Source organism: Bacillus sp. SORGH_AS_0510 (genome assembly GCF_030818775.1).
GTDB lineage: Bacteria > Bacillota > Bacilli > Bacillales > Cytobacillaceae > Neobacillus.
Genome location: NZ_JAUTAU010000001.1, coordinates 4,766,060 through 4,783,593, shown reverse-complemented (window position 1 = coordinate 4,783,593; position 17,534 = coordinate 4,766,060). Strand labels below are relative to the sequence as shown.

General features: G+C 45.2%; 12 protein-coding genes, 3 rRNA genes and 1 riboswitch. Of the genes, 14 read left to right on the top strand and 1 reads right to left on the bottom strand.

The genetic code is table 11. The annotated features are described in order from the left end of the window. The first annotated feature begins 40 nt into the window (after window positions 1–40). The 3 genes from QE429_RS24185 (at window position 41) to rrf (ending at window position 5,063) form a co-directional block, all read left to right on the top strand. Window positions 41–1,578 (top strand): 16S ribosomal RNA (locus QE429_RS24185). A gap of 351 nt (window positions 1,579–1,929) precedes the next feature. Next, window positions 1,930–4,865 (top strand): 23S ribosomal RNA (locus QE429_RS24180). An 81-nt stretch (window positions 4,866–4,946) separates the two neighbouring features. Then, window positions 4,947–5,063, top strand: a 5S ribosomal RNA gene (gene rrf, locus QE429_RS24175). The 16S, 23S and 5S rRNA genes sit together here, the layout of an rRNA operon. Window positions 5,064–5,610: 547 nt before the next feature. Here the strand turns inward: rrf and QE429_RS24170 are convergent. After that, the gene (locus QE429_RS24170) at window positions 5,611–6,879 is read right to left on the bottom strand and encodes a TolB family protein (RefSeq protein ID WP_307290645.1); all 1,269 of its coding nucleotides are present in this window, start codon (window positions 6,877–6,879) and stop codon (window positions 5,611–5,613) included. 117 nt (window positions 6,880–6,996) lie between these two features. Here QE429_RS24170 and QE429_RS24165 point away from each other — a divergent pair, with 117 nt between their 5' ends. The 11 genes from QE429_RS24165 (at window position 6,997) to purF (ending at window position 17,529) form a co-directional block, all read left to right on the top strand. Then, on the top strand, window positions 6,997–7,890 hold the full coding sequence (locus QE429_RS24165; RefSeq protein WP_307290644.1) for a mechanosensitive ion channel family protein: 894 nt from the start codon (window positions 6,997–6,999) through the stop codon (window positions 7,888–7,890). Between the two features lie 77 nt (window positions 7,891–7,967). Further along, window positions 7,968–8,489, top strand: coding sequence for a DUF2179 domain-containing protein (locus QE429_RS24160; RefSeq protein WP_307290956.1), 522 nt, complete (start codon window positions 7,968–7,970; stop codon window positions 8,487–8,489). Next, window positions 8,486–8,683, top strand: coding sequence for an NETI motif-containing protein (locus QE429_RS24155; RefSeq protein ID WP_307290642.1), 198 nt, complete (start codon window positions 8,486–8,488; stop codon window positions 8,681–8,683). The genes QE429_RS24160 and QE429_RS24155 overlap by 4 nt, the downstream gene beginning before the upstream one ends. 91 nt (window positions 8,684–8,774) lie before the next feature. Further along, window positions 8,775–8,876: riboswitch (purine riboswitch) on the top strand. A 167-nt stretch (window positions 8,877–9,043) separates the two neighbouring features. Beyond that, on the top strand, window positions 9,044–9,526 hold the full coding sequence (gene purE / locus QE429_RS24150) for a 5-(carboxyamino)imidazole ribonucleotide mutase (RefSeq protein WP_307290641.1): 483 nt from the start codon (window positions 9,044–9,046) through the stop codon (window positions 9,524–9,526). Continuing rightward, window positions 9,510–10,664, top strand: a complete 1,155-nt coding sequence (gene purK / locus QE429_RS24145; protein WP_307290639.1) for a 5-(carboxyamino)imidazole ribonucleotide synthase — start codon at window positions 9,510–9,512, stop codon at window positions 10,662–10,664. The genes purE and purK overlap by 17 nt, the downstream gene beginning before the upstream one ends. Window positions 10,665–10,667: 3 nt before the next feature. Beyond that, on the top strand, window positions 10,668–11,966 hold the full coding sequence (gene purB, locus QE429_RS24140) for an adenylosuccinate lyase (RefSeq protein WP_307290638.1): 1,299 nt from the start codon (window positions 10,668–10,670) through the stop codon (window positions 11,964–11,966). Window positions 11,967–12,294: 328 nt separating this feature from the next. Beyond that, a complete protein-coding gene (gene purC, locus QE429_RS24135; RefSeq protein WP_307290954.1) occupies window positions 12,295–13,014 on the top strand; it encodes a phosphoribosylaminoimidazolesuccinocarboxamide synthase in 720 nt (239 codons plus the stop codon). Continuing rightward, on the top strand, window positions 13,007–13,261 hold the full coding sequence (purS, locus tag QE429_RS24130; protein ID WP_307290637.1) for a phosphoribosylformylglycinamidine synthase subunit PurS: 255 nt from the start codon (window positions 13,007–13,009) through the stop codon (window positions 13,259–13,261). The genes purC and purS overlap by 8 nt, the downstream gene beginning before the upstream one ends. Beyond that, window positions 13,258–13,941, top strand: a complete 684-nt coding sequence (gene purQ, locus QE429_RS24125; protein ID WP_307290634.1) for a phosphoribosylformylglycinamidine synthase subunit PurQ — start codon at window positions 13,258–13,260, stop codon at window positions 13,939–13,941. Before purS ends, purQ begins: the two co-directional genes overlap by 4 nt. Continuing rightward, complete coding sequence (purL, locus tag QE429_RS24120) at window positions 13,925–16,150, top strand: phosphoribosylformylglycinamidine synthase subunit PurL (protein ID WP_307290633.1); 2,226 nt, start codon at window positions 13,925–13,927, stop codon at window positions 16,148–16,150. The genes purQ and purL overlap by 17 nt, the downstream gene beginning before the upstream one ends. Further along, on the top strand, window positions 16,126–17,529 hold the full coding sequence (gene purF, locus QE429_RS24115) for an amidophosphoribosyltransferase (protein WP_307290631.1): 1,404 nt from the start codon (window positions 16,126–16,128) through the stop codon (window positions 17,527–17,529). Before purL ends, purF begins: the two co-directional genes overlap by 25 nt. Window positions 17,530–17,534: the final 5 nt, after the last annotated feature.

The following is a 17,534-nucleotide window of genomic DNA, read 5'->3' as shown; positions in this document are numbered from 1 at the left end:
AAATGAAGTTAGCCAACGTAACAAAATGAGCTAATCAACTTTCTTGGAGAGTTTGATCCTGGCTCAGGACGAACGCTGGCGGCGTGCCTAATACATGCAAGTCGAGCGAACCACTTCGGTGGTTAGCGGCGGACGGGTGAGTAACACGTGGGCAACCTGCCTGTAAGACTGGGATAACACCGGGAAACCGGTGCTAATACCGGATAATCCTTTTCCTCACATGAGGGAAAGCTGAAAGTCGGTTTCGGCTGACACTTACAGATGGGCCCGCGGCGCATTAGCTAGTTGGTGAGGTAACGGCTCACCAAGGCGACGATGCGTAGCCGACCTGAGAGGGTGATCGGCCACACTGGGACTGAGACACGGCCCAGACTCCTACGGGAGGCAGCAGTAGGGAATCTTCCACAATGGACGAAAGTCTGATGGAGCAACGCCGCGTGAGCGATGAAGGCCTTCGGGTCGTAAAGCTCTGTTGTTAGGGAAGAACAAGTACCGGAGTAACTGCCGGTACCTTGACGGTACCTAACCAGAAAGCCACGGCTAACTACGTGCCAGCAGCCGCGGTAATACGTAGGTGGCAAGCGTTGTCCGGAATTATTGGGCGTAAAGCGCGCGCAGGCGGTCCTTTAAGTCTGATGTGAAAGCCCACGGCTCAACCGTGGAGGGTCATTGGAAACTGGGGGACTTGAGTGCAGAAGAGGAAAGCGGAATTCCACGTGTAGCGGTGAAATGCGTAGAGATGTGGAGGAACACCAGTGGCGAAGGCGGCTTTCTGGTCTGTAACTGACGCTGAGGCGCGAAAGCGTGGGGAGCAAACAGGATTAGATACCCTGGTAGTCCACGCCGTAAACGATGAGTGCTAAGTGTTAGGGGGTTTCCGCCCCTTAGTGCTGCAGCTAACGCATTAAGCACTCCGCCTGGGGAGTACGGCCGCAAGGCTGAAACTCAAAGGAATTGACGGGGGCCCGCACAAGCGGTGGAGCATGTGGTTTAATTCGAAGCAACGCGAAGAACCTTACCAGGTCTTGACATCCTCTGACACTCCTAGAGATAGGACTTTCCCCTTCGGGGGACAGAGTGACAGGTGGTGCATGGTTGTCGTCAGCTCGTGTCGTGAGATGTTGGGTTAAGTCCCGCAACGAGCGCAACCCTTGATCTTAGTTGCCAGCATTCAGTTGGGCACTCTAAGGTGACTGCCGGTGACAAACCGGAGGAAGGTGGGGATGACGTCAAATCATCATGCCCCTTATGACCTGGGCTACACACGTGCTACAATGGATGGTACAAAGGGCTGCAAGACCGCGAGGTTTAGCCAATCCCATAAAACCATTCTCAGTTCGGATTGTAGGCTGCAACTCGCCTACATGAAGCCGGAATCGCTAGTAATCGCGGATCAGCATGCCGCGGTGAATACGTTCCCGGGCCTTGTACACACCGCCCGTCACACCACGAGAGTTTGTAACACCCGAAGTCGGTGGGGTAACCGTAAGGAGCCAGCCGCCTAAGGTGGGACAGATGATTGGGGTGAAGTCGTAACAAGGTAGCCGTATCGGAAGGTGCGGCTGGATCACCTCCTTTCTAAGGATATAAGCTGGACATATGAGCCAGACAAAACATGTTTGTTTGATTGTTTTCTGTTTGTTTAGTTTTGAGAGTGCAATTTCTCTCTGCTAGTTGGTCTTTTACAACTAGATTTAAACGTTCTTAATAATTGCTTTGCTCCTGCGCCATAGCATATTCGAAGAGGTAACTCTTCAGCTCGTCGCAAGGCAGCATGATGCAAACGCTCTGATGCTCAATCATGATGTGATTGAAGTCAGTAGCCTCGTTCTTTGAAAACTAGATAATCGTAAAGAAGAAAGTCAAGAAACATCGAGTAATCGCCATTTTAGTTTTCTCTCTATTATATATAGAGTAATAAACCTTTTAGGTTAAGTTAGAAAGGGCGCACGGTGAATGCCTTGGCACTAGGAGCCGATGAAGGACGGGACTAACACCGATATGCTTTGGGGAGCTGTAAGTAAGCTTTGATCCAGAGATTTCCGAATGGGGAAACCCACTGTTCGTAATGGAACAGTATCTTTACCTGAATACATAGGGTATTGAAGGCATACCCGGGGAACTGAAACATCTAAGTACCCGGAGGAAGAGAAAGCAAACGCGATTCCCTGAGTAGCGGCGAGCGAAACGGGACATAGCCCAAACCAAGAGGCTTGCCTCTTGGGGTTGTAGGACACTCTATATGGAGTTACAAAGGAACGGGGTAGATGAAGCGGCCTGGAAAGGCCCGTCAGAGAAGGTAAAAACCCTGTAGTCGAAACTTCGTTCCCTCCTGAGTGGATCCTGAGTACGGCCGGACACGTGAAATCCGGTCGGAAGCAGGGAGGACCATCTCCCAAGGCTAAATACTCCCTAGTGACCGATAGTGAACCAGTACCGTGAGGGAAAGGTGAAAAGCACCCCGGAAGGGGAGTGAAATAGTTCCTGAAACCGTGTGCCTACAAGTAGTTAGAGCCCGTTAATGGGTGATAGCGTGCCTTTTGTAGAATGAACCGGCGAGTTACGATCCCATGCAAGGTTAAGTTGAAGAGACGGAGCCGCAGCGAAAGCGAGTCTGAATAGGGCGAATGAGTATGTGGTCGTAGACCCGAAACCAGGTGATCTACCCATGTCCAGGGTGAAGTCCAGGTAACACTGGATGGAGGCCCGAACCCACGCACGTTGAAAAGTGCGGGGATGAGGTGTGGGTAGCGGAGAAATTCCAATCGAACTTGGAGATAGCTGGTTCTCTCCGAAATAGCTTTAGGGCTAGCCTCACGTTGTTAGAGTCTTGGAGGTAGAGCACTGTTTGGACTAGGGGCCCTCATCGGGTTACCGAATTCAGACAAACTCCGAATGCCAAAGACTTATCCGTGGGAGTCAGACTGCGAGTGATAAGATCCGTAGTCAAAAGGGAAACAGCCCAGACCACCAGCTAAGGTCCCAAAGTTTACGTTAAGTGGAAAAGGATGTGGAGTTGCTTAGACAACCAGGATGTTGGCTTAGAAGCAGCCACCATTTAAAGAGTGCGTAATAGCTCACTGGTCGAGTGACTCTGCGCCGAAAATGTACCGGGGCTAAACGTAACACCGAAGCTGTGGATTGACATCTTAGATGTCAGTGGTAGGAGAGCGTTCTAAGGGCGTTGAAGCTAGACCGTAAGGACTGGTGGAGCGCTTAGAAGTGAGAATGCCGGTATGAGTAGCGAAAGATGAGTGAGAATCTCATCCACCGTATGCCTAAGGTTTCCTGAGGAAGGCTCGTCCGCTCAGGGTTAGTCGGGACCTAAGCCGAGGCCGAAAGGCGTAGGCGATGGACAACAGGTTGATATTCCTGTACCACCTCTTTATCGTTTGAGTGATGGGGGGACGCAGGAGGATAGGGTAAGCGCGCTGTTGGATATGCGCGTCTAAGCAGTTAGGCTGGAAAGTAGGAAAATCCGCTTTCCGCAAAGGCTGAGCTGTGATAGCGAGGGAAATTTAGTACCGAAGTTCCTGATTCCACACTGCCAAGAAAAGCCTCTAGCGAGATAAAAGGTGCCCGTACCGCAAACCGACACAGGTAGGCGAGGAGAGAATCCTAAGGTGAGCGAGAGAACTCTCGTTAAGGAACTCGGCAAAATGACCCCGTAACTTCGGGAGAAGGGGTGCTTTTTGAGGTGAATAGCCTCGAAGAGCCGCAGTGAATAGGCCCAGGCGACTGTTTAGCAAAAACACAGGTCTCTGCGAAGCCGCAAGGCGAAGTATAGGGGCTGACGCCTGCCCGGTGCTGGAAGGTTAAGAGGAGGGGTTAGCGCAAGCGAAGCTCTGAATCGAAGCCCCAGTAAACGGCGGCCGTAACTATAACGGTCCTAAGGTAGCGAAATTCCTTGTCGGGTAAGTTCCGACCCGCACGAAAGGCGTAACGATCTGGGCACTGTCTCAACGAGAGACTCGGTGAAATTATAGTACCTGTGAAGATGCAGGTTACCCGCGACAGGACGGAAAGACCCCGTGGAGCTTTACTGTAGCCTGATATTGAATTTTGGTACAGCTTGTACAGGATAGGTAGGAGCCGTAGAAGCCGGAGCGCTAGCTTCGGTGGAGGCGTCGGTGGGATACTACCCTGGCTGTATTGAAATTCTAACCCGCACCCCTTATCGGGGTGGGAGACAGTGTCAGGTGGGCAGTTTGACTGGGGCGGTCGCCTCCTAAAGAGTAACGGAGGCGCCCAAAGGTTCCCTCAGAATGGTTGGAAATCATTCGTAGAGTGTAAAGGCACAAGGGAGCTTGACTGCGAGACCTACAAGTCGAGCAGGGACGAAAGTCGGGCTTAGTGATCCGGTGGTTCCGCATGGAAGGGCCATCGCTCAACGGATAAAAGCTACCCCGGGGATAACAGGCTTATCTCCCCCAAGAGTCCACATCGACGGGGAGGTTTGGCACCTCGATGTCGGCTCATCGCATCCTGGGGCTGTAGTCGGTCCCAAGGGTTGGGCTGTTCGCCCATTAAAGCGGTACGCGAGCTGGGTTCAGAACGTCGTGAGACAGTTCGGTCCCTATCCGTCGTGGGCGCAGGAAATTTGAGAGGAGCTGTCCTTAGTACGAGAGGACCGGGATGGACGCACCGCTGGTGTACCAGTTGTCTTGCCAAAGGCATCGCTGGGTAGCTATGTGCGGACGGGATAAGTGCTGAAAGCATCTAAGCATGAAGCCCCCCTCAAGATGAGATTTCCCATAGCGTCAAGCTAGTAAGAACCCTGAAAGATGATCAGGTTGATAGGTCAGAGGTGGAAGCGTGGTAACATGTGGAGCTGACTGATACTAATCGTTCGAGGACTTAACCAAGTTTTAAAGCGAACTCAAATGTTTATTGAATTTTCTTCTACATTATCTAGTTTTGAGAGAACGAACTCTCAAATAAAATAGTCTGGTAACTATGGCGAGAAGGTCACACCCGTTCCCATACCGAACACGGAAGTTAAGCTTCTCAGCGCCGATGGTAGTTGGGACGAAAGTCCCTGTGAGAGTAGGACGTTGCCAGGCACATGAAAAGACAATCCTGTTGGATTGTCTTTTTTGTTTATTAAACTCAACTTATAAGATACTGGCTACTTCTACTTTTGGGTTCTGCTTGCTGAGAAAAGTAGATCTAGACAGGTGCTACGTCTACTTTTAGGTTCTGTTTGCTGAGAAAAGTAGATCTAGACCTTAGCTACGTCTACTTTTAGGTTCTGTTTGCTGAAAAAAGTAGATCTAGACAGGTGCTACGTCTACTTTTAGGTTCTGTTTGCTGAGAAAAGTAGATCTAGGCCTTAGCTACGTCTACTTTTAGTTTCTGTTTGCTGGAGAAAGTAGATCTAGACCTTAGCTACTTCTACTTTTGGGTTCTGCTTGCTGAGAAAAGTAGATCTAGACCTTAGCTACGTCTACTTTTAGGTGCTGTTTGCTGAAAAAAGTAGATCTAGACAGGTGCTACGTCTACTTTTAGGTTCTGTTTGCTGGAAAAAGTAAATCTAGACCTTAGCTACGTCTACTTTTAGGTTCTGTTTGCTGAGAAAAGTAGATCTAGACCTTAGCTACGTCTATTTTTTCATCTTCTTGCTGGAAAAAGTAGATCATCCCACCCCTCATATAAATCAAATACCTCATCCCAATGCCATTTCTCATAATACCAGCTTGGTACTGTAAGGTTGCTAATCCAATCTGTCTCCGCTACACGATTTAATCGAGAAACAAGGACCTTTGCGCTCCGTCTATCTGTCCTTATCCAAAACAATTGATTATGAACAATCTGAGGGGCAAAATCGCCTTTATTTTTCAACGGGAAGGTAACTTGCCGCTGCTTCAGTTTGTTACTAATCTCATATAAACTTGGTAAAGGCCGATTATCTTCATCAACCCATTCACTTTCAACAGAACGGGAAACAAAGAATGAATGATTATTTTTCCAAATAAAATCACGGTCAACGTACCCTTTTGGCGTCAGAGTATCCTTGTGTAACCCTGGAGCAATAATCGTCTGTAATTGTTTGTTTTTCTGTGCTTCTCTCCCAAAGCCGCCAATATAACCAAGTTGAACGCCCCTAGGTGACCACTGAAACCAATCCTCGTCATTTAACATTTCATCAACCTTCTTAAAAATCCGCCCATCAAAAGATAATAAACACAAAGTATTACTATCAGCAGATAAAGAAGCGGTACGAATTAACAAAAAACTAATCCAGCTTTTGTTCTGTGACCATTTAAATGAGCTCGTACTCAAGTAGTACTCATCTTTCCCTACAGGTATGGTGTAAATAGGTTTAATCTTCGACTTTTTGTCCTTATTGAAAACTACTTCTGATAGGATAATGTCCGAATGGAGCTCTGCGCTTTTCCTTGAAGAAATCAATAACCTTCTACCATCAGGAAACCACGAAACATTTTCTACATTTGTAGCAATAGGAGTAGCAAGAAAAAGACTAGAAGGAATCGGATTTAAAAGGAATAAATCATTATTTACAAGAAAAGTGAGTTGGTTTCCATGTGGTGACCAGGCGAAATTTTTAGATACATTTGGTTTCACCTTAAAGTGCTTTTTCATTCTAATATTATAAAGCCACAAATCGCCACTAAAGAAAGTGTCTTCTTCAGCAGCTTTTGTACCCTTTAAATACGCAATCCAATAGCCGTCTTGCGACCATTTTGGATACCTTATAACTTCTCCATTTGTAATACGTTCTTCCGTATTACCTTCTTTAACCCACAAATCATTGTCCCTAATAAAAGCCGCCTTGGAGGCTGCAGTTGAAGTAACCGCAAATACACATGGGTGAAAGGATGTTAAAAATAGAACGATTATAAGTGTTTTCTTAATCATAGGATCTCCTCTATTGCTTGAAAGTGACTAACTACTATTTAGAGTGCTTTCGTTTCTAAAAATTATTTTGCGTTTAATTGCAAACACTAATCATGTGTTAACAAGAAGAAGGTGAAAATGATGGGTTGGGTGGATTTTTTTCATAAATATAAGTTAACCAGTATTATCCTAGCGGCTTTAGTTGCCTGGATCAGTGTATATATCATCAATAAACTCGTGCATGATTTTTTTAAGCGGACTCATTTTATTGAAGAGCGTAAAGAACAAACCATCGAAAGTATGATCCGTTCGTTAACCAAATACACGGCAACCCTTACTTTTATCTTTTTTGCCATCTCTCAATATGTTAATCATTTTGGAAGGGTTCTTGCAGGGGCCGGAGTAGTCGGGGTGATTGTCGGTTTTGGGGCACAAAGCCTAATTAGAGATATCTTATCAGGGATTTTCTTGATTTATGAGAAACAGCTACATAAGGGTGATTTTATTACGATTAATAATACCTTTAACGGCACGGTTGAAGAGATTGGCTTACGATTTATTAAACTCCGGGAATGGAGTGGCAAGCTATTAACGATTAGTAACGGTGAAATCAAGCAAATACATAATTACAATATTAATCAGATGCGAGTGATTGAAAGGGTGGTCATCAGCTATCGGGAAAACCCTGAGAAGGTAATTGAGGTTCTGGAACTGGCATGTAAAAAGATTAATGAAGTCAACAAACCTTGCTTGAAATTAGATGCAACAGAGTGTATCGTTGAACCGTTCAAAGTGTACGGGATGACTACCTTAAATGCTTCCTTTCGGGGAATTGAATATACCATAACCGGCTTGGTGGATGATGCATTTTACTGGGATGCGGCAAAGCAAGCTAGAAAAATTATTGCACAAACACTTTACGATCATGAGATTAAACTAGCGGAGGACACCATGCTGCTTAAACAGGCAGAAGAACTACACCCTTTACATGCGAGAGAAAATACAACACAAATTTCATCACTTAAGGACTGACCCACCGGAGATAATATGTTAAAGTGGTAGGAAGCAATCGTGAAGGAGGACTTCTTGTGTTAGAAAATAGTTTTGTCATGGTAGCGATCATTCTGGTTATCAATATTGTCTATGTATCATTTTTTACTATAAGGATGATTTTGACATTAAAGGGTCAGAGATATCTCGCAGCATTTCTTAGTACGATTGAAGTAGTTATCTATGTTCTTGGACTGGGTCTGGTATTAAATAACTTGAATGAAATTCAAAATCTCATTGCCTATGCGGTTGGGTACGGCATTGGTGTCATTGTAGGAATGAAGATTGAAGAAAAGCTGGCTTTGGGATATATTACTGTCAATGTAATTACAAAGGAATATGATAAAAATCTTCCTAAAATCCTGAGAGAAAAAGGGTATGGTGTCACCAACTGGGAAGCAAATGGACTAGAAGGCGACCGGATGGCGATGCAAATACTAACTCCGAGAAAATTTGAATTAAAACTATATGATGCGATAAAAAGTTTGGATCCAAAGGCATTCATTATTACCTATGAACCGAAATCCATCCATGGAGGCTTCTGGGTCAAATCAGTGAAAAGAGGGAAATTATTTTCATGAGCAAGAAGAAGCAGAAATTTGAGGTCCAGGAAAATGAAAGTATTGAGGATTGCTTGAATAGAATGAAGCAGCAGGGATATGCTCCTGTCCGGCGAACAGAGAAACCTATTTTTCAAGAGGTAAGGAAGGGGAATGAAACCATCTACGAGCCAGTAGGTCGTCAAATTGTGTTCGAAGCCCAGTTATTGGAGTAAAACACGAACGTTTTAGTGTTATTTAAAAATAATGTTCGATATTATGGTTGACATCTGAAGGCGATGATTGGTAAGATAAAGCTATCAGATGGTACAAATAAATCTTTACCCTCATATATCCATGGGAATATGGCCCATAAGTTTCTACCCAATAACCGTAAATTATTGGACTATGAGGGAAAGTCAATATGTTCGGCAATAGGGGTTCGTCCCCTTACTGTTTAGTTATGTGATTTTCTAATGCCCGGGCAAATGGCTTTCTCTTATGGAGAGGCTATTTGTTTCGGGTATTTTCTTTTTGTTCGTATTTTACCTCGAGGTCTACTCGTTTGGCAAGTTAATAGAAAAGGGTGAGAAGGAATGAAAGTTGGCATTATCATGGGGAGCAAGTCGGACTGGGAAACGATGAAGCATGCTTGTGACATTCTCGATCAATTAGATATTACATATGAAAAACAAGTAGTTTCCGCGCATCGTACACCTGATTTGATGTTTACCTATGCAGAAGAAGCTAGAAATAGAGGATTAAAGGTGATTATTGCGGGAGCAGGCGGTGCGGCGCATCTACCGGGTATGGTAGCGGCAAAAACAACCTTGCCTGTGATCGGTGTGCCAATCCAATCACAAGCCTTGAATGGATTAGATTCCTTGCTTTCCATTGTGCAAATGCCAGGTGGTGTACCAGTGGCAACGGTAGCCATCGGAAAAGCCGGTGCGATAAATGCTGGGCTACTGGCTGCGCAAATTTTAGCAACAGAAGATGCAAAACTCGCGAATCAATTAGAATCCAGAAGAGAAGCTATTAAACTAGAAGTCTTAGAAAGTAGTGATCAGCTTGTCTAAAGTAATTTTACCAGGAGCAACCATTGGCATCATTGGTGGAGGTCAGTTGGGAAGAATGATGGCCCTAGCAGCAAAGGCACAAGGCTTTCGAATTGCTGTTTTAGAGCCGACACCAGACTCTCCCTGCGGTCAAGTAGCAGATGTGCAAGTCATTGGTACCTATAACAATCCAGAAGCCATCAGTAAGCTGGCAGAAATGAGCGATGTTATAACATATGAGTTTGAAAATATAGATGCAAATACGTTAGGCTGGTTATGTGAGCATGCCTATGTGCCTCAAGGTCCAACCTTATTGACGATTACACAGGATCGGATCAAGGAAAAAAGAGCGATCCAACAAGCGGGTATTGAAGTGGCACCTTATGAAGTGATCCAAAGCTTGGATGATTTATTATTAAAAATCGATACAGTTGGCTATCCAGCTGTCTTAAAAACAGCCAGAGGCGGGTATGATGGGAAGGGACAGCTTGTTATTCACCATCAGGATGACGTCCTGGAAGGCAAGGCTCTCTGTGAGCAAGGACCATGTGTATTGGAAAAATGGATTCCATTTGAAAAAGAGCTATCCGTCATTGTGACACGTAAGCAAAATGGGGAAACAGCGATTTTTCCTGTGGCTGAAAATGTACATAAAGAAAATATATTGCATCAAACAATTGTGCCTGCACGGATTTCGGAGAAGATTGCAGCGGCTGCAGTTCAAAAGGCGGAGCAATTGGCAGACTCTCTTGAATTAGTAGGAACGCTCGCAGTAGAAATGTTTTTAACGAAGGATGGCACCATTTATGTAAATGAACTGGCACCGAGACCGCATAATTCCGGCCATTTTTCCATTGAAGCCTGCGAGACTTCACAGTTTGAACAGCATATTCGTGCCATTTGTAATTGGCCTTTAGGAAGCACGGAGCTATTAAAACCTGCAGTTATGGTCAACCTATTAGGAGAGCACCTTGAAACCTTGTATAGAGAGATTCCTACCCAAAAAGATTGGAAGGTTCATCTGTACGGAAAAGAAGAGCCTAAATGGAAACGGAAGATGGGGCATGTTACACTTTTACGAGAAACAACTGAAGACGCTCTTAAGGAAATTGAAATGAGCAGAATTTGGAACACAGCAAAAGAAAAGATCGGGGGATAAAACATGATTGATCGTTACACAAGACCTGAGATGGGCGCCATTTGGACAGAGGAAAACCGCTTTAACGCTTGGCTGGAGGTAGAAATTTTAGCCTGTGAGGCTTGGGCGGAGCTTGGTGACATTCCTAAGGAAGATGTGGCGAAATTACGCCAAAATGCGTCCTTTAATATTGAGCGAATCAAGGAAATTGAAGAAGAAACACGACACGACGTGGTTGCTTTTACCCGCGCGGTTTCAGAAACATTAGGTGAAGAGCGGAAATGGGTGCATTACGGGTTAACATCCACAGATGTGGTGGATACGGCACTTTCTTATGTATTAAAGCAAGCCAATGCCATTTTACAAAAAGATCTGGTAAATTTTGTTGAGATCCTAAAAAGCAAAGCCATTGAGCACAAATATACCGTTATGATGGGTCGGACGCACGGCGTTCATGCGGAGCCAACGACATTTGGACTTAAGCTTGCACTTTGGTACGAAGAAATGAAGCGGAATCTTGAGCGTTTTAAGCAGGCCGCAGAAGGAATTGAGTTCGGTAAGATTTCCGGCGCGGTAGGTACATATGCAAATATTGACCCATTTGTGGAGCAGTATGTTTGTGAAAAATTAGGACTGCAAAGAGCACCGATTTCCACGCAAACATTGCAACGTGACCGCCATGCGCATTATATGTCAACGATTGCGCTAATCGCGACTTCTATTGAGAAGTTTGCGGTGGAGGTTCGCGGCTTGCAAAAGAGTGAAACTCGTGAGGTAGAGGAATTTTTTGCAAAAGGTCAGAAAGGTTCATCCGCTATGCCGCATAAACGGAATCCAATTGGTTCCGAGAATATGACGGGAATTGCTCGAGTTTTACGCGGATACATGTTAACGGCTTATGAAAATGTGCCGCTTTGGCATGAGCGGGATATCTCTCATTCGTCTGCTGAACGAATCATTTTGCCGGATGCGACGATCGGCTTGAATTATATGCTCAACCGTTTCGGTAATATCATTAAAAATTTGACTGTGTATCCGGAAAACATGAAGCGAAACATGGACCGTACGCTTGGGTTGATTTACTCCCAGCGTGTGCTGCTTGCGTTGATTGATAAAGGGTTATCACGCGAAGAGGCGTATGATACGGTACAGCCGAAGGCGATGGAGGCATGGGAGGAGCAAGTTCCATTCCGTGGCTTGATTGAAGCGGATAGTAAAATCACGTCAATGCTGTCACCAGCTGAAATTGCTGATTGCTTTGACTATAACTACCATCTACAGCATGTAGATACGATTTTTGACCGGTTAGGGTTGAATGGGTAAGGGTGTAGAAAGCTAATGCAGCTGGTCTATGGGCCCGAATTAACTTGAAAAAGGGGTTTCCGGTCGCATAGAGAGGTTCTACGAGCCCGAAACAAGGAAAAAGCGAGCCGTACGGTCGCGTAGAGAGGTTCTACGAGCCCCAAACAAAGGAAAAAGAGTAACAAAGGTAACGTAGGAGAGCCTCCTCCTCACCCAAACAAGCAAAATAATAAAGTTGGCGGTCGCGTCACACATCACAACGCGACCCCAACAAAAAATAAACCAAAAACCCAGGCACAATTAGCTTTCTTAAAGTCGGAAGATTCCTAATATTGCAAATAAGGAGTGGATCAACATGAAAGAACTGCTATACGAAGGAAAAGCGAAACGAATTTACACAACCGATAAGGAACAAACCGTTTTAGTTGAGTACAAGGATTCAGCCACCGCTTACAATGGGCAAAAGAAAGCGGATATTGCCGGCAAAGGCCGTTTAAATAACGAGATTACTAGTTTGCTATTTTTAAAGCTTAAAGAACAAGGAATCGAGTCACACTTTATCGAGCGCGTATCTGAAACGGAACAGCTGGTGAAAAAGGTAAGCATTATCCCGTTGGAAGTAGTCGTTCGTAATGTCGCGGCAGGTAGTCTCTCCAAAAGATTAGGAATCGAAGAAGGCAAAAAGCTCACCACACCGATCGTGGAATTTTATCTAAAGGATGATGAACTGGGCGACCCACTCGTCACGGTTGACCATATTCTTGAACTGAATATCGCCACAACAGAAGAGATCTATATTTTACGAGGAAAAGCACTTGAGATAAATGCAATTCTTTCGAGCTTCTTTTCAGAGCTAGGCATTCGCCTCATTGATTTTAAACTGGAATTTGGTAAAGACGACAAGGGGAGCATTCTCCTTGCAGACGAAATCTCACCGGACACGTGCAGATTATGGGATCAAGAAACCAACGAAAAGCTTGATAAGGATGTATTCCGCCGTGATTTAGGGAGTTTAACAGAAGCATATGAAACTATTTTAGTGAGACTTGGAGGTCATCAGCATGTATAAAGTTAAGGTGTATGTAACATTAAGGGAAAGTGTTTTAGATCCACAAGGGAAGGCAGTCACCCACTCTTTGCATTCACTGGACTATAAACAAGTGACCGATGTCCGCATCGGAAAATATATGGAACTGACCATTGAAAAGTCGGAGCGGGACATTGATGAAGTCGTTCATGAAATGTGTAGAAGCTTACTAGTTAATCCGGTAATCGAAGACTATCGATATGAGGTAGAGGAGTGTGTCGCTCAGTGAAGTTTGCGGTAATCGTTTTTCCAGGATCGAACTGTGATATCGATATGTACCATGCGATTAAAGATGAATTGGGCGAGCAAGTAGAGTACGTTTGGCACGATACAGAAAGTCTGGATGAGTTTGACGGAATCTTGCTACCGGGTGGTTTCTCTTATGGAGATTACCTCCGTTCCGGTGCGCTTGCACGTTTTAGCAAGGTGATGAAAGAGGTTGTAAAAGCGGCCGAAGCAGGCAAACCCGTTCTTGGTGTTTGTAACGGATTTCAAATTCTCTTAGAGGCAGGACTGCTGCCAGGAGCGATGCGCCGAAATGAGAGTCTTTCCTTTATATGCAAGCCAGTACAGTTAAGAGTTGAAAACAGCCAAACGATGTTTACTGCTGACTATCAACAAGGCGAAACAATCACAATTCCGGTTGCGCACGGAGAAGGAAATTACTATTGCGATGAAAATACGCTCGCGAAACTCAAAGCAAATCATCAAATCGTGTTTACATACGAGGAGAATCCAAACGGAAGTCTGGCGAATATCGCTGGAATCGTAAATGAAAAAGGCAATGTTCTTGGAATGATGCCGCACCCTGAGCGAGCAGTGGATGTGCTGTTAGGTGGGGCAGATGGACTGAAGATGTTTCAATCAATTGTAAAGGCATGGAGGGAAGCACATGTTGTCAACGCTTGAACCAAATCCTAATCAAATCAAAACAGAGAAAATCTATCAGCAAATGGGATTATCTGATGCAGAATTTGCAATGATTGAGTCGCTTTTAGGCCGTACGCCTAATTACACAGAAACCGGTCTTTTCTCGGTCATGTGGTCAGAGCATTGCAGCTATAAAAACTCAAAGCCGATACTGAAAAAGTTCCCGGTAACAGGTGACCGTGTCCTTCAAGGTCCTGGTGAAGGAGCGGGAATCGTCGATATTGGCGACGGCCAGGCCGTTGTGTTTAAGATCGAAAGCCACAACCACCCATCAGCAATTGAACCGTATCAAGGGGCGGCAACTGGTGTCGGCGGTATTATCCGTGATGTTTTTTCTATGGGCGCACGTCCTATCGCTCTATTAAACTCACTTCGCTTTGGTGAGCTGGATTCGGAACGTGTCCGCTATTTATTTAAAGAGGTGGTTGCTGGTATTGCTGGTTACGGCAACTGCATCGGCATTCCAACCGTTGGCGGTGAAATTCAATTCGAACCGTGCTATGAAGGCAATCCACTTGTTAATGCGATGTGTGTAGGTCTGATTGATCATAAGGATATTAAAAAAGGGCAGGCACATGGCGTCGGCAATACGGTGATGTATGTTGGGGCAAAGACAGGTCGTGATGGGATCCACGGTGCAACATTTGCATCCGAGGAGTTAAATGAACAATCCGATGAAAAGCGTCCAGCGGTTCAAGTCGGTGACCCATTTATGGAGAAGCTTCTTTTAGAAGCATGCCTTGAGCTTGTTCAATCCGATGCGCTAGTAGGGATTCAAGATATGGGCGCAGCTGGACTTACGAGTTCGTCAGCAGAAATGGCCAGCAAAGCTGGAATGGGTATTGAGATGAATTTAGACCTTGTGCCGCAGCGGGAAACAGGGATGACTGCCTATGAAATGATGCTGTCTGAGTCACAGGAACGGATGTTGATCGTTGTTACGAAGGGAAGAGAGCAGGAGATTACGTCTCTTTTTGAAAAATATGATTTAGAAGCTGTTGCGATTGGAACAGTTACGGATGATAAAAAGCTGCGCTTAATCCATAAAGGAGAGATCGTTGCGGATCTACCAGTGGATGCTTTAGCAGAGGATGCACCTGTTTATCAGAAGCCATCCCAAGAGCCGGACTATTTCAAGGAATTCCAAGCTGTTGAAACGAAAATTCCTCAGGTTGAGGATATAAAAGAAACACTAGTAAAAATCCTTAGCCAGCCAACCGTGGCTAGCAAGGAATGGGTATACGAGCAATACGACTACATGGTTCGCACAAACACGGTAGTTTCACCAGGTTCAGATGCTTCAGTCCTTCGCATTCGCGGAACACGGAAAGCCCTAGCCATGACAGTTGATTGCAACTCACGCTATGTCTATTTGGATCCGGAGACCGGCGGGAAAATTGCCGTGGCAGAGGCAGCAAGGAACATTATTTGTTCGGGAGCAGAGCCGCTAGCGATTACGGATAATTTGAACTTCGGAAATCCTGAAAAGCCAGAGGTTTTCTGGCAGATTGAAAAAGCAGCCGACGGAATCAGTGAGGCATGCCGTGTACTTCAAACCCCTGTCATCGGCGGGAACGTGTCATTATATAACGAAACGAGCGGTACGGCCGTCTACCCGACACCAGTCATTGGTATGGTCGGCTTAGTAACCGATATCGAGCATATTACTACGCAACACTTTAAAAATAGTGGTGACCTTATTTATCTAGTTGGAGAGACAAATCCAGAGTTTGGCGGTAGTGAACTACAAAAATTACTTCATGGCCAAATTTTTGGCAAGGCACCTGAATTAGATGTAATCATTGAAAAAGAAAGACAAGAGACAATCCTGGCGGCCATTCGTGCTGGGTTAGTTCAATCTGCACATGACCTGTCTGAAGGCGGCTTGGGTGTGGCTCTTTCCGAATGCCTTTTCGCTAACGAGCAACTAGGTGCGGATGTCACTATCAACGGAGAACCAGTCACGGCTCTGTTTAGTGAAACGCAATCTCGTTTTCTATTAACGGTTAAGAAAGAGGATCAAGTAGAGTTTGAACGTGTAGTACCTGCCAAGCTTATTGGGCAAGTAAATGATTCTGGAACCTTACGCGTGTCTATTGGAGCGGAAACGATTCTAGAAGCTGCGGTAACGGAACTGAAAGCTGCTTGGAAAGGGGCGATCCCATGCTTGCTGAACTCAAGGGATTAAATGAAGAGTGTGGTATCTTTGGCGTCTGGGGACATCCAGATGCCGCTCAATTAACCTATTACGGACTTCACAGCTTACAGCACCGTGGCCAAGAAGGGACCGGTATTGTTGTTTCTGATGGAACAAGACTCAAAGGGGTTAAAGGCGAAGGGTTAGTGGCGGAGATTTTTACAACTGAAGCGATGACAGAATTAACCGGTTCGGCTGCCATCGGCCATGTTCGTTATGCGACAGCAGGAGGAGGCGGCTATGAAAATGTCCAGCCTCTCTTGTTCCACTCGCAAAGCGGCAGTCTCGCTCTTGCCCATAATGGAAACCTGGTTAATGCCAACTCCTTGAAGCACCAGCTTGAGACACAGGGAAGTATTTTTCAAACAAGCTCTGACACGGAAGTATTAGCCCATCTCATTCGAAGAAGCGGCTACCCAAATCTTAATGATCGTGTGAAAAATGCCCTTTCCATGTTAAAAGGAGCATACGCCTATTTAATCATGACGGAAACAGAATTGATGGTGGCCCTTGATCCGCATGGTTTGAGACCTCTTTCACTTGGAATGTTGGGTGATGCCTATGTAGTAGCATCTGAAACATGTGCGTTTGATGTGGTCGGAGCGGAATATATCCGCGAAATAATGCCAGGTGAACTGTTGATTATCAATGAAAACGGATTAACCTCTGAGAGATTTGCTGTCAGTACGACGAAAGCCATTTGTATGATGGAATATGTATATTTTTCAAGACCAGATAGCAATATTCATGGCATTAATGTTCATACAGCGCGAAAAAACCTTGGAAAGAAATTAGCGCTTGAAGCCCCTATTGATGCAGATGTTGTAACAGGGGTTCCAGATTCTAGTATTTCAGCCGCAATTGGTTATGCAGAAGAAGCGGGAATTCCTTATGAAATGGGATTAATTAAGAATCGCTATGTTGGCAGGACATTTATTCAGCCTTCGCAATCCTTAAGGGAACAAGGGGTCAAAATGAAGCTGTCTGCGGTTCGCGGGGTAGTGGAAGGAAAGCGTGTTGTCATGGTTGATGACTCGATTGTCCGTGGAACGACGAGCAGAAGAATTGTTTCGCTTCTTAAAGAGGCAGGGGCAACAGAAGTTCATGTGGTGATTAGCTCCCCGCCGATTAAGAACCCTTGTTTTTATGGCATTGATACCTCAACGAAGGAAGAATTAATAGCATCTGATAAATCAGTTGAGGAAATTCGCGAGCTGATTGGAGCGGACTCTTTAACATTTTTATCTGTAGAAGGCATGATGCAGGCACTCGGTCAAGAGGGCACGAACGGCTATTGCCTCGGCTGTTTTACAGGGAATTATCCAACAGAAATATATCCAGATACACTCCAATATTATTATCAAAAATAGGAAGG